Here is a 14,003-nt window from a genome sequence, read left to right on the forward strand (position 1 = left end):
ACGCCCGGTTACATTTCGAACCCGGAAGCTAAGCCTTTCAGCGCCGATGGTACTGCAGGGGGGACCCTGTGGGAGAGTAGGACGCCGCCGAACAACCCGCCCTTTTAGCTCAGTCGGTAGAGCGTCTCCATGGTAAGGAGAAGGTCAACGGTTCGATTCCGTTAAAGGGCTCCAACAAAGAAGGCCCCCGCCATTGGCGGGGGCCTTCTTGCGTTTCAGGCAGTATCCGTCCCGCGTGTCAAGCCCCGAACCTTCGGGCCGTGACGTGGGCCGGCGTTCGGGGCGCAATGGGAGCAGAGCAGCTCGCGTTCACCGAACCACGGAAGGACTCCCCATGAGCGTCGAACCGATCCGCCGACCCGTCCGTACGGCGATGACCGTCCACGCCGTCGCAGGCGCCTCCCCGCTGCCCACCGGGCCCGGCGGAGGGTCCGTCCACCACGTCGCCGTCAGGGGCAGTGAGCCCCGGTCGTGGCAGATGGCGGCGCCGTCCTTCATGATCCTGTCGACTCTGCCCCGGAGATAGCTGCCCGGGGGCGTGCTCAGTCGCCCTCGCGGGGCTGCGGGACGCGGAAGGCGAGGATGGCCATGTCGTCCGAGGCGGGTTCGGCGGCGAAGCGTTCCACCGCGCGCAGGACGCGGGCGGCCACCGCGCCCGCGGTGAGGCCGGTGCAGGTCGTGAGGACTTCGGCGAGGCCGTCGTCGCCCAGCATCCGGGTGCCCTCGCGGCGCTCGGTCACGCCGTCCGTGACGCAGAGCAGGACATCGCCCGGGTCCAGGGTGACGGTCTCCTCGTAGAGGTCCAGGTCGTCGATCACTCCGAGCAGGGGCTGCGGTTCCGCGGCCGGGACCACCTCGCCGTTCGGGCGCAGGCGCAGCGGGAGCGGGTGGCCCGCGCAGACGACCTTCATCAGGGCGCTGCCGTCGGGCTGCGGGTGCAGTTCGCCGTACAGCAGGGTGAGGAAGCGGCTGCGGGCGCCCTCGTCGAGGATGGCCGCGTTGAGGCGCTCCAGGACCGCCGGGCCGCCGAGGCCCTCGCGGGCCAGCAGGCGCAGCGCGTGCCGGGCGAGGCCGGTGACCGCCGCCGCCTCGGGGCCCGTACCGCAGACATCGCCGATGGCGAAGCCGTACACCCCGGTGCGGATCGGGAAGACGTCGTAGAAGTCGCCGCCCACCTCGTTGCCCTCGCCGGCCGCGCGGTAGATGACCTCGACCTCCATGCCGGGGATGGCGGGGGAGCCGGGCGGCAGGAGGCTGCGCTGGAGGGAGCGGCTGATCGCGGTGCGCTCGGAGTAGAGCCGGGCGTTGTCGAGGGCGAGGGCGGCCCGGCGGGAGAGGTCCTCGGCGAGTTCGAGGATCTCCTGGCGGAAGTGCTCCTCGCTGGGCTTGCCCAGGGTGAGCAGGCCGATGACGCGGTTGCGGGCCATCAGCGGCAGGACGACGGTCTCGCCGGCGACGGCGGCCGAAGCCTCGGGCCAGGGACGGGCGCCCGCCTCGCGCAGCGCCTCCGGCGGAGCGACGCGGGACAGCAGGACCTTGAGGTCGTCGATGCGTTCTTCGTCTTCGTGCAGGACGAAGGAGAGGAACGGCTCCGAGGACTGGTCGGCGATGGTGTAGACGGCGCACCAGGTGGCCAGGGTCGGGACGGTCATCTGGGCCATGAGGGCCAGGGTCTGGTCCCGGTCGAGGGTGCCCGCGAGCAGGTCGGAGGCTTCGACGAGGAAGGAGAGCGAGCCGCGGCGCAGGCGTTCCAGCTCGCCGAGGCGGGCGGATTCCACGGCGAGCGCGATCCGGTCGGCCGCGAACTGCAGGCGCAGGGCGTCCTCGTTCGAGTAGCGGCCCGGGCCCTCGGCGGCGATGCCGAGGGAACCGGTGAGGCGGCCCTCCACCTTGAGGGGGACGGTGACCGCGGAGCGCATGCCGGTGGATTCGAGGAGCGGGACGGCTCCGGGGACGGCGGCGAGGTCGTCGTGGACCGCGGGCATCCGGGCGGAGCCGTAGCGGTTGGTGCCCGCCTCGACGGGGACGCGGGCGAAGCGCTGGCGGGTGGAGGGCAGGCCGGTGGTGGCCCGTACCTCCAGTTCGGTCTCGTCGTCGGTGGCGAGCAGCAGGAAGGCGGAGTCGGCGTCCAGGAGGTCGCGGGCGCGTTCGACGGTGCGCTGGAGCAGGCCGTCGAGGTCGTCGGGGGCCGGAGAGCCGATGAAGATCTCGAAGGGGTCGGCGGCGCGAGGTTCGGTGAGCATGCCGCCGTCGGCGGGGATCCGGACCGGGCTCTGGAGCAGGGCCCGCTCGTCGTCATGGACGAGCAGGCAGACGATGGACGGCTCGCCGTGGGCGTCGCGGACGCGCAGGTGGGAGGCGTAGACGGGGATGACGCGGCCGTCGGCGCCGCGGATGCCGTAGCTGCCCTCCCAGCGCGACAAGCGCAGGGCTTCGGCGATGCCGGTGCCGGTGCCGGGGGTCTGCGGCCAGGCGGCGAGCTCGGCGAGGGGGCGGCCCACGGCCTTCTCGGCGGGGTGGCCGAAGATGTGCTCGGCGTCCTCGTTCCAGGCGATGACCTCGTCGGAGGCATCGATCTGGACGACGGCGACGCGGACGCGGCTGTCCGCGAGCGGCAGCAGCTGGTCCGGGACGACGGGGCCCGCCGAGCGGGTACCGACCGGACGGTCCGGGAGGTCCAGGCGGAACCACACGTGCTTGTGGGTGGCGGTGTACTCGACGCCCCAGCGGGTGGCCAGGGCGGCGCACAGCATGAGGCCGCGGCCGCTCTCGCGGTCCGGGTCCGCGTAGGGCCGCTCTCCCGGGTACTCCAGCGGGAGGGCGCGTTCCGGATAGCGGTCGGCTACCTCGACCCGTACGCCGTCCTCGGTGCGCAGGCACAGGACCTCGGCCCGGGTGCCGGCGTGCACCACGGCGTTCGTGACCAGCTCACTGGTGAGCACCACGGCGTCGTCGACGATGTCCGCGAAGCCCCAGCCCTGGAGGGTGTCGCGGACGAAGGCGCGGGCGGTGGCGACGGAGCGCCCGAGCGGATCGAAGCTGGCAGCGGCCCGTGCCGTGATCACAAGTCTCCTCCGACGCGGTTGGACATCGGGTGCCAGGTTACTTACCTTCGCGGTCGGCGCGGTGCGGTCGTCCGGTATTCCCCCCACAGGGTGTGGACCGTGTGCGAAGGTGCCGAAGTGTTATGGCCTGGTTCGGCCGGGGTGAAACACTGGACAGGCTTGGAGAGCCGGGTTGCGTGGAGTCAGGACCCGGCGGTGCGGTCGACCCTTTCGGGAGGGACACGGTGGAGTCTGGCGTAGCAGCGCGCAGGACAGGTGCGCGTGCGAAGGGCGGACGGTCCCGGCGGGGCAGCACGACCGAGGTCGATACCGCCGCGTTGAACCGTCTGGTCACGGCCCTGGTGTCGATGCGGGACGGGAACTTCCGCAAGCGGCTGACGGTGTCCGGCGACGGCGTGATGGCGGAGATCGCCGCCGTCTACAACGAGGTCGCCGACCGAAACCTGCACCTCACCGGTGAGCTGTCGCGGGTCCGGCGGATGGTCGGGCGCGAGGGCAAGCTGAGCGAGCGGCTGGAGACGGGGGCCTGCGAGGGCTCCTGGGCGGCCGCGATCGACGCCTCGAACCAGCTGGTGGACGATCTGGCCCGGCCGGTCTCCGAGGTCGGCCGGGTGCTCTCGGCGGTCGCCGAGGGCGATCTGGACCAGCGGATGGACCTGCGGACCCAGGCGGCCGAGGGGGCCGGGCATCCGCTGCGCGGTGAGTTCCTCAAGATCGGCCGGACGGTCAACAACCTGGTCGACCAGCTCTCGGCGTTCACCGACGAGGTGACCCGGGTGGCGCTGGAAGTCGGCACCGAGGGCAAGCTCGGCGGTCAGGCGCAGGTGCGCGGGATGTCGGGTTCCTGGAAGGACCTGACCGATTCGGTCAACACGATGGCCTACCGGCTCACCGCCCAGGTGCGTGACATCGCTCTCGTCACGACGGCGGTGGCGAAGGGCGACCTGTCGCGCAAGGTCACCGTGCACGTGGCCGGCGAGATGCTCCAGCTGAAGAACACCGTGAACACGATGGTGGACCAGCTGTCGTCGTTCTCCTCCGAAGTGACGCGGGTGGCCCGCGAGGTGGGCACCGAGGGCGAGCTGGGCGGCCAGGCGAAGGTGCCCGGGGTCGCGGGCGTGTGGAAGGACCTGACGGACTCCGTCAACACCATGGCGGGGAACCTGACCGCCCAGGTGCGCGGGATCGCGCAGGTCACGACCGCGGTGGCCAGCGGTGACCTGTCGCAGAAGGTGACGGTGAGCGCGCGCGGCGAGGTGGCCCAGCTCGCCGAAACGATCAATCAGATGACCGAGACGCTGCGGACCTTCGCGGACGAGGTCACGCGGGTGGCGAGCGAGGTCGGCGCCAAGGGGCTGCTCGGCGGCCAGGCGCAGGTGCCGGGGGCCGCGGGGACGTGGAAGGACCTCACCGATTCGGTGAACACGGTCTTCCGCAACCTCACCACGCAGGTGCGCGACATCGCGCAGGTGACCACGGCGGTGGCCAACGGCGACCTGTCGCAGAAGGTCACCGTGGACGTGGCCGGCGAGATGCTGGAGCTGAAGAACACCGTCAACACGATGGTGGACCAGCTCCAGTCCTTCGGTTCCGAGGTGACGCGGGTGGCCCGCGAGGTCGGCGTCGAGGGCGAGCTGGGCGGTCAGGCGCAGGTGCCGGGGGCGGCGGGGACGTGGAAGGACCTCACCGATTCGGTGAACACCGCCTTCCGGAACCTGACCGGCCAGGTCCGCAACATCGCCCAGGTGACCACGGCGGTGGCCAACGGCGACCTGTCGCAGAAGGTCACCGTGGACGTCTCCGGCGAGATGCTCCAGCTGAAGAACACCGTGAACACGATGGTGGACCAGCTGTCGTCCTTCGCCGACCAGGTCACGCGGATGGCGCGGGACGTGGGGACGGAGGGCCGCCTCGGCGGTCAGGCGCGGGTCGAGGGGGTGTCCGGTACCTGGAAGGAGCTGACCGACTCGGTCAACTTCATGGCCGGGAACCTGACGTCCCAGGTGCGCCAGATCGCCCAGGTGACGACGGCGGTGGCGCGCGGCGACCTGTCGCAGAAGATCGACGTGGACGCGCGGGGCGAGATCCTGGAGCTGAAGAACACCATCAACACGATGGTCGACCAGCTCTCCGCCTTCGCCGAGCAGGTGACCCGGGTGGCCCGGGACGTGGGCACGGAGGGCCGCCTGGGCGGTCAGGCGCAGGTGCCCGGCGTGGCCGGCGTATGGCGCGACCTGACCGATTCGGTGAACGGCATGGCCGGGAACCTGACCTCGCAGGTGCGCAACATCGCCCAGGTCGCCACCGCGGTGGCGCGCGGCGACCTGTCGCAGAAGATCGACGTGGACGCGCGCGGCGAGATCCTGGAGCTGAAGAACACCCTCAACACGATGGTGGACCAGCTCTCGAACTTCGCGGAGCAGGTGACGCGGGTGGCCCGCGAGGTGGGCACCGAGGGCATCCTGGGCGGCCAGGCCGAGGTGAAGGGGGTCTCCGGTACCTGGAAGGACCTCACGCAGTCGGTCAACTTCATGGCCAACAACCTGACCTCGCAGGTCCGCAACATCGCGGAGGTGACCACGGCGGTCGCGATGGGCGACCTGTCGAAGAAGATCACGGTCGACGCCAAGGGCGAGATCCTGGAGCTGGTGACGACCGTCAACACCATGGTCGACCAGCTGTCCTCCTTCGCGGAGCAGGTCACGCGGGTGGCGCGCGAGGTGGGCTCCGAGGGCATCCTCGGCGGCCAGGCGCGGGTGCGCGGGGTGACCGGCATCTGGAAGGACCTGACCGACAACGTCAACCTGATGGCCAACAACCTGACGTCGCAGGTGCGCAACATCTCCCAGGTCTCGGCGGCGGTCGCCAACGGCGATCTGACCAAGAAGGTCACGGTCGAGGCGCGCGGCGAGGTCGCGCAGCTCGCGGACACGGTCAACACCATGGTCAAGACGCTGTCGTCGTTCGCCGACGAGGTGACCCGGGTGGCCCGCGAGGTGGGCACCGAGGGCCGCCTCGGCGGTCAGGCGCACGTGCCCGGGGTCTCGGGGACCTGGAAGGACCTCACCGACTCGGTGAACTTCATGGCCTCCAACCTCACCGGTCAGGTGCGGCAGATCGCCATGGTCACGACCGCCATCGCCAAGGGCGACATGACCAAGAAGATCGACATCGACGCCCGGGGCGAGATCCTGGAGCTGAAGACCACCATCAACACCATGGTCGACCAGCTGTCGTCCTTCGCCGACCAGGTCACCCGGGTGGCCCGCGAGGTGGGCACCGAGGGGATCCTGGGCGGTCAGGCCCGGGTCCGGGACGTGGACGGCACCTGGCGCGACCTCACGGAGTCCGTGAACGAGATGGCCGGGAACCTCACCCGGCAGGTACGGGCCATCGCGGCCGTGGCCACGGCGGTGACCCGCGGCGATCTGAACCTGAAGATCGACGTGGACGCGGCGGGCGAGATCCAGGTCCTCCAGGACAACATCAACACGATGATCGCCAACCTGCGCGACACCACCCTGGCCAACAAGGAGCAGGACTGGCTCAAGGGCAACCTGGCCCGGATCTCGGCGCTCATGCAGGGCCGCCGGGAGCTGGACGACGTGGCGTCGCTGATCATGAGCGAGCTGACCCCGGTGGTCTCGGCGCAGCACGGCGCGTTCTTCCTGGCGCTGCCGTCCGGCGGAGCCACCGAGATCGGCGCCGACGGCGTTCACGACGGCCCGTACGAGCTGCGCATGCGCGGCAGCTACGCGTACGCGGGCGGCTCCATGCCGACCTCGTTCCGGCCGGGGGAGGGGCTGATCGGGACGGTCGCCGAGGAGAAGCGGACGATCCTGGTCGAGAACACCCCGCCGGGCTACCTGAAGATCTCCTCGGGGCTGGGCGAGGCGCCGCCGGCCCATGTGATCGTGCTGCCGGTGCTGTTCGAGGGGAACCTGCTCGGCGTCATCGAGCTGGCGTCCTTCCAGCCGTTCACGCAGATCCAGAAGGACTTCCTCAGCCAGATCGCCGAGATGATCGGTACGAGCGTCAACACCATCAGCGTCAACTCCAAGACGGAGATGCTGCTCAAGCAGTCGCAGGAGATGACCGAGCAGCTGCGCGAGCGCTCCGACGAGCTGGAGAACCGGCAGAAGGCGCTCCAGGCCGCCAACGCGGAACTGGAGGAGAAGGCCGAGCTGCTGGCCCAGCAGAACCGGGACATCGAGGTGAAGAACACCGAGATCGAGGAGGCCCGGCAGGTCCTGGAGGAGCGCGCCGAGCAGCTCGCGGTCTCGATGCGCTACAAGTCGGAGTTCCTGGCCAACATGTCGCACGAGCTGCGCACCCCGCTCAACTCGCTGCTGATCCTGGCCAAGCTGCTCGCGGACAACGCGGACGAGAACCTCTCGCCGAAGCAGGTGGAGTTCGCCGAGACGATCCACGGCGCGGGTTCGGACCTGCTCCAGCTGATCAACGACATCCTGGACCTGTCGAAGGTCGAGGCGGGCAAGATGGACGTCTCGCCGACGCGGATCGCGCTGGTCCAGCTCGTGGACTACGTGGAGGCGACCTTCCGGCCGCTGACGGCGGAGAAGGGCCTGGACTTCTCGGTGCGGGTCTCGCCGGAGCTGCCGGCCACCCTGCACACCGACGAGCAGCGGCTGTTGCAGGTGCTGCGCAACCTGCTGTCCAACGCGGTGAAGTTCACCGACGGCGGCGCGGTGGAGCTGGTGATCCGGCCCGCCGGGGCGGACGTACCGCAGGCGATCCGGGAGCAGTTGCTGGAGGCCGGGTCGCTGCGGGAGGCGGACGCGGACCTGATCGCCTTCTCGGTGACCGACACCGGGATCGGGATCGCGGCGAGCAAGATGCTGGTGATCTTCGAGGCGTTCAAGCAGGCGGACGGGACGACGAGCCGCAAGTACGGCGGTACCGGGCTCGGGCTGTCCATCAGCCGGGAGATCGCGCGGCTGCTGGGCGGCGAGATCCACGCGGCCAGTGAGCCGGGACGCGGTTCCACCTTCACGCTGTACCTGCCGCTGCACCCGAGCGAACTGCCGCCGCAGGGGTACTCGCCGCCCGCGCCCGGTGGCCGCGGGGACCTGTACCGCAGGGCGGCCGAGGTCGCGTCCGCGCTTCCGGTGATGCCGTCGCTGCCGGCGGCGCCGACGACTCCGGCGGGGCCGGCCGTGCCCGTACAGCCCGTGGCGGCTGCGCCCTCCGGTACGCCGGGGGCCGGCGGGCAGCACGCGGGGCAGGGGCACGGGGCGGCGACGCTGTTCCGGCGGCGGCGCAAGGCGGCCGGCGACCAGGGAGCGCGGCCGGGGATGCCGGGTGCGCAGAACGGGGCGCAGGGGTCCGAGGACGAGTGGGGCGGCGCGCTGGACGAGCTGCCGGTGGTGCCCCGCACCTACGACTTCCACGGCGAGAAGGTGCTGATCGTCGACGACGACGTGCGCAACGTCTTCGCGCTGACCAGTGTGCTGGAGCAGCACGGCCTTTCGGTGCTGTACGCGGAGAACGGGCGCGAGGGCATCGAAGTCCTGGAGCAGCACGACGACGTGACGGTCGTTCTGATGGACATCATGATGCCGGAGATGGACGGCTACGCGACGACGTCGGCGATCCGGCGGATGCCGCAGTTCGCGGGGCTGCCGATCATCGCGCTGACGGCGAAGGCGATGAAGGGGGACCGGGAGAAGGCGATCGACTCCGGAGCGTCCGACTATGTCACCAAGCCCGTCGATCCCGACTTCCTGCTGTCGGTGATGGAGCAGTGGATGCGCGGGAAGTGATCGATACGGGAACGAAGACGTATCGATTGCTGACGCACTGTGTCCGCATCGGTGTGGGAGGGCGGTATACGGGGAACCTTCTGCTCCCCCACACCGTTTCTGCTTCGTGCACAGTGACATCTTGGTGACAGGGTGTGGCGATCTCGGGACTGGGGCTACGATGACCGGCACAAGGACGGACGGCGCACGGAAGCCGCCTGCTGGGGCGGGCCCCGGGCTGAGCGCTGGAGCCAGGAGCCGGGGAGGCCCCATGCCGGGGCGAGGAGGACAGGGCATGGTGCAGAAGGCCAAGATCCTCCTGGTCGACGACCGGCCGGAGAATCTGCTGGCGCTGGAGGCCATCCTCTCCGCGCTCGATCAGACACTGGTCAGGGCGTCGTCGGGGGAGGAAGCGCTCAAGGCGCTGCTGACAGACGATTTCGCGGTCATCCTGCTGGATGTGCAGATGCCCGGGATGGACGGTTTCGAGACGGCCGCGCACATCAAGCGGCGGGAGCGGACCCGGGACATCCCGATCATCTTCCTGACCGCGATCAACCACGGTCCGCACCACACCTTCCGCGGCTATGCCGCCGGGGCCGTGGACTACATCTCCAAGCCCTTCGACCCGTGGGTGCTGCGGGCCAAGGTCTCGGTCTTCGTCGAGCTGTACACGAAGAACTGCCAGCTGCGGGAGCAGGCGTCGCTGCTGCGGCTCCAGCTGGAGGGCGGCGGGTCCGGCGGCGTCGAGGGCAAGGAGACGGCGGGCCTGCTGGCCGAGCTGTCGGCCCGGCTCGCGGCGGTCGAGGAGCAGGCGGAGGCGCTCACCAAGCAGCTCGGCGAGGAAGCGGCCGATCCCGCGGTGGTGGCGACCGCCGCCCATCTGGAGCGGAAGCTGACCGGTCTGCGCCGGGCGCTGGACGCGCTGGAGCCGGGCACCGGCGGCGGATCGACGATGCTGCCCGCGCAGGCCTGAGCCGGGGCGCACCGCAAGGAGACCGGGCGGGCCGCGACGAGCGGCCCGCCCGGTCTCTTTGCGTGGTAACGGCGCTGAGGGGCTGTCAGCTCTGGCCGTACGTCAAATGACGCACCGGGACGACGACACGAACGGGTGAAGGGGTGGGCACGCGTGTCCACCGGGGTGCGCACCGGTAACCTCGGGGCCATGGCCTCACGTACGTCCGGCAAGGGTTCCCAGAGCGCCGCGGGTGCCGCGAAGGCCCGCACCGGCCGTACGACGGCGCCGGCGAAGAAGGCTGCGTCGCCTGCGGGCAGGCCGCCCGCGAAGAAGGCCGCGGCCGCCAAGCGCGCCCCGGTCCGCAAGACCGCGCCCAAGCCCGCACCGTCCCCGACCGGGGGCGTGGTGCGCCTGGTGCGCGCCGTGTGGCTCGGCCTCGCGCACGCGGTGGGCGCCGTCTTCCGCGGCATGGGACGCGGCGCGAAGAACCTCGACCCGGCCCACCGCAAGGACGGGGTCGGGCTGCTCCTGCTCGCCCTCGCGCTGATCGTCGCCGCCGGAACCTGGTCGAACCTGAGCGGTCCCGTCGGGGATCTGGTCACGATGCTCATCACCGGGGCGTTCGGACGGCTCGACCTGCTGGTGCCGGTCCTCCTCGGGGTCATGGCGGTGCGCTTCATCCGCCACCCCGAGCAGAGCGACGCCAACGGCCGGATCGGCATCGGCCTGACCGCGCTGGTCATCGGAGTCCTGGGGCTGGTCCACATCGCCTGCGGCGCGCCCGGCCGGGACGAGGGCACCACCGCCATGCAGAACGCGGGCGGCCTGATCGGCTGGGGCGCCTCCAAACCCCTCATCTTCACCATGGGCGCGCCCCTGGCCGTGCCGCTGCTCGTGCTGCTCACCGTCTTCGGGCTGCTGGTGGTCACCGCCACCCCGGTCAACGCGATCCCGCAGCGGCTGCGCCGGCTCGGGATCCGGCTCGGGGTGATCGCGCCCAACGAGTACGACACCGCCTACGCCGAGCAGGAGGGCGACCGCCACGACCCCGAGCGGTGGCGGGCCAACGAGCAGGCCGGCGCCGCGGTCCGCCCGGACCCGGCCACTCCCGCGGCCTCCGCCGAGGAGGAAGCCCTCGCCGCCCGGCGGCGCAGGCCCCGGCGCGCTCCGGCGCGGCCCGCCATGGACCGCGGGATGGACGCGGTGGACGTCGCCGCCGCGGCGGCCGCCGCCCTGGACGGGGCGGTGTACGGCGGCATGCCGCCCTCGCCGCTCGTCGCCGACCTGACCCACGGGGTCGCGCCCGCGCGGGAGGACGTCGAGATCACGGCCCCGGTGCCGCCCGCCCGCGAGCAGCGCGGCGAGCCGAAGGAAGCGGGCGCCCCCCAGGGCTCCCCGGCCGCGGCCCCGCCCGTCCCCGCCGCGCCGCCCGCCCCGGCGGCCGCGCCCGCCCCGGCCGCCGGGCCGGTGGGCGTACCCGATCTGACCAAGGCTCCGCCGCGGACCGAGGCGCTGCCGCCGCGCGCCGAGCAGCTCCAGCTGCGCGGGGACATCACGTACGCGCTGCCCTCGCTCGACCTGCTGGAGCGCGGCGGCCCCGGCAAGACCCGCAGCGCCGCCAACGACGCGGTGGTCGCCTCGCTGAGCAACGTCTTCATGGAGTTCAAGGTCGACGCGAGGGTCACCGGCTTCACCCGGGGCCCGACGGTCACCCGCTACGAGGTGGAGCTGGGCCCGGCGGTCAAGGTCGAGCGGATCACGGCCCTGGCCAAGAACATCGCCTACGCCGTGGCCTCGCCCGACGTGCGGATCATCAGCCCGATCCCGGGCAAGTCGGCGGTCGGCATCGAGATCCCGAACACCGACCGCGAGATGGTCAACCTCGGCGACGTCCTGCGTCTCGCGGACGCGGCGGAGGACGACCACCCGATGCTCGTCGCGCTCGGCAAGGACGTCGAGGGCGGCTACGTCATGGCCAACCTCGCCAAGATGCCGCACGTCCTGGTCGCCGGTGCCACCGGTTCCGGCAAGTCCTCCTGCATCAACTGCCTCATCACCTCGGTGATGGTGCGGGCGACCCCGGAGGACGTCCGGATGGTGCTGGTCGACCCCAAGCGGGTCGAGCTGACGGCGTACGAGGGCATCCCGCACCTGATCACGCCGATCATCACCAACCCGAAGCGGGCCGCCGAGGCCCTCCAGTGGGTCGTGCGCGAGATGGACCTGCGCTATGACGACCTGGCCGCCTTCGGCTTCCGGCACATCGACGACTTCAACAAGGCCATCCGGGACGGCAAGATCAAGCTGCCGCCGGGCAGCGAGCGGGAGCTGAGCCCCTATCCGTACCTGCTGGTGATCGTCGACGAGCTGGCCGACCTGATGATGGTCGCCCCGCGCGACGTCGAGGACTCCATCGTCCGCATCACCCAGTTGGCCCGCGCGGCCGGCATCCACCTGGTGCTAGCCACCCAGCGTCCCTCGGTGGACGTGGTGACCGGCCTGATCAAGGCGAACGTGCCCTCGCGGCTCGCCTTCGCCACCTCCTCGCTCGCCGACAGCCGGGTCATCCTCGACCAGCCCGGCGCCGAGAAGCTCATCGGCAAGGGCGACGGGCTGTTCCTGCCGATGGGGGCCAACAAGCCGGTCCGGCTCCAGGGCGCCTTCGTCACCGAGGACGAGATCGCCGGGATCGTCCAGCACTGCAAGGACCAGATGGCGCCCGTCTTCCGGGACGACGTGACGGTCGGCCAGAAGCAGAAGAAGGAGATCGACGAGGAGATCGGGGACGACCTCGACCTGCTGTGCCAGGCCGCCGAACTGGTCGTCACCACGCAGTTCGGCTCGACCTCCATGCTCCAGCGCAAGCTGCGCGTCGGCTTCGCCAAGGCCGGACGGCTGATGGACCTCATGGAGTCACGCGGCATCGTCGGGCCCAGCGAAGGGTCCAAGGCGCGCGACGTGATGGTCAAACCGGACGAGCTGGACGGGGTCCTCGCGGTCATCCGGGGCGAGACCGGACCGTGACCGGGTCGTGAAGAAAACGGGGGCAACCGTTTCCCCCGGCCGCTCGTCAAGTTGAGGAAAGGGGTGGCGCCGTGTGCGCCCGCGCCGCGCGTCCGCAGGGAAACGGGGCGCGTATCCGCGGGGAAGCGGGGCAAGCGTCCGGATGCCATACGGATGGCGTACGGAGGCCACCCTCCGGTTGCTCCACCCTTTCGTCACCCCCCTAGACTGGACATCCAGCAGGTGGCTACACGCTCGAAAGGCGCCCCCGTGTCCATCGGCAACTCCAATTCCCCCGAAGATGACCGGCCTTCGACCGACGACCTGATCGTCGAGCGGCCCGCCGCCGGTCCGTCCATCGGGACGGCCCTCCAGCAGGCCCGGATCGCCGCCGGGCTCACCGTCGACGAGGTCAGTTCCACCACCCGCGTGCGCATCCCGATCGTGCACGCGATCGAGCAGGACGACTTCACGCGCTGCGGCGGCGACGTCTACGCCCGCGGTCACATCCGTACCCTCGCCCGCGCCGTGCACCTCGATCCGGAACCCCTGGTCGAGAGCTACGACGCCGCCCACGGGGGCCGCCCGGCGCCGACCCCCGCCGCTCCGATGTTCGAGGCGGAACGGATCCGTCCCGAGCGGCAGCGGCCCAACTGGACCGCCGCCATGGTCGCGGCGATCGTCGCCGTGATCGGCTTCGTCGGCTTCACCGCGCTCAAGGGCGGCGACGCCGACACCAAGCGGCCGGTGGCGGAAGGTTCCGCCTCCCCGCAGGCCACGCCCAAGCAGTCCGGTGCCAAGCCGGCCAAGCCGGCCGCACCGACCCCGCAGGCACCCAAGCCGGAGCCCTCCGACAGTGCCATCGCCGCGGCCCCGAAGGACCTCGTCACCGTGGTCATGACGGCCACCACCGGTGAGAGCTGGATCTCCGCGAAGGACCACAGTGGTCGCCTGCTCTTCGACGGAACCCTCCAGCCGGGAGAGACCAAGACCTTCACCGACAAGCAGTCCATCGATCTCGTGCTCGGCGACGCCGGGGCCGTCCAGCTGTTCGTGAACGGCAAGGAGATCAAGGGCGGCTTCCAGTCGGGACAGGTGGAGCGCCTCACCTACACCAAGGACGATCAGCGCCAGGGCACCGCGCAGGCGGGCTGACCGGCCGTTTCACCGTCATCCACGCACCCATCCGGCGGACCCCGGGGAGCCCCGCGCACC

Annotated in this window: 6 protein-coding genes, 1 tRNA gene and 1 rRNA gene; 7 read left to right on the plus strand and 1 reads right to left on the minus strand. The window is 71.0% G+C overall.

The window, feature by feature from the left end:
• The 3 genes from rrf to AC0693_RS19725 form a co-directional block, all read left to right on the plus strand.
• Window positions 1-93 (plus strand): 5S ribosomal RNA (gene rrf / locus AC0693_RS19715); the annotation flags it as partial.
• Between the two features lie 5 nt (window positions 94-98).
• A tRNA-Thr gene (locus AC0693_RS19720) sits at window positions 99-174 on the plus strand.
• 160 nt (window positions 175-334) lie between these two features.
• Window positions 335-526 carry a hypothetical protein gene (locus AC0693_RS19725; RefSeq protein WP_478742237.1) on the plus strand — a complete coding sequence of 64 codons (192 nt, stop codon included), beginning with the start codon at window positions 335-337 and terminating at the stop codon, window positions 524-526.
• 16 nt (window positions 527-542) lie between these two features.
• Here the strand turns inward: AC0693_RS19725 and AC0693_RS19730 are convergent, their stop codons facing one another.
• The gene (locus AC0693_RS19730; RefSeq protein WP_468465150.1) at window positions 543-3,101 is read right to left on the minus strand and encodes a SpoIIE family protein phosphatase; all 2,559 of its coding nucleotides are present in this window, start codon (window positions 3,099-3,101) and stop codon (window positions 543-545) included.
• 188 nt (window positions 3,102-3,289) lie between these two features.
• On the opposite strand from AC0693_RS19730, the gene AC0693_RS19735 reads away from it, so the two are divergent.
• The 4 genes from AC0693_RS19735 (at window position 3,290) to AC0693_RS19750 (ending at window position 13,943) form a co-directional block, all read left to right on the plus strand.
• A complete protein-coding gene (locus tag AC0693_RS19735) occupies window positions 3,290-8,848 on the plus strand; it encodes a HAMP domain-containing protein (RefSeq protein WP_469318955.1) in 5,559 nt (1,852 codons plus the stop codon).
• Between the two features lie 274 nt (window positions 8,849-9,122).
• Window positions 9,123-9,803, plus strand: coding sequence for a response regulator (locus AC0693_RS19740; protein WP_356406015.1), 681 nt, complete (start codon window positions 9,123-9,125; stop codon window positions 9,801-9,803).
• Between the two features lie 189 nt (window positions 9,804-9,992).
• Window positions 9,993-12,809 (plus strand): DNA translocase FtsK, encoded by a 2,817-nt coding sequence (locus AC0693_RS19745; protein WP_469318956.1) that lies wholly within the window; start codon window positions 9,993-9,995, stop codon window positions 12,807-12,809.
• Window positions 12,810-13,058: 249 nt separating this feature from the next.
• Entirely contained in the window at window positions 13,059-13,943 is an 885-nt protein-coding gene (locus tag AC0693_RS19750) for a helix-turn-helix domain-containing protein (RefSeq protein WP_356406019.1), read from the plus strand.
• The last annotated feature ends 60 nt before the right edge of the window (window positions 13,944-14,003 follow it).

Source organism: Streptomyces sp. NPDC043876, assembly GCF_056435825.1.

Coding starts and splice junctions, on each gene's coding strand:
- AC0693_RS19725 (WP_478742237.1), top strand. CDS start 335: ATGAGCGTCGAACCGATCCGCCGACCCGTCCGTACGGCGATGACCGTC.
- AC0693_RS19740 (WP_356406015.1), top strand. CDS start 9,123: ATGGTGCAGAAGGCCAAGATCCTCCTGGTCGACGACCGGCCGGAGAAT.
- AC0693_RS19745 (WP_469318956.1), top strand. CDS start 9,993: ATGGCCTCACGTACGTCCGGCAAGGGTTCCCAGAGCGCCGCGGGTGCC.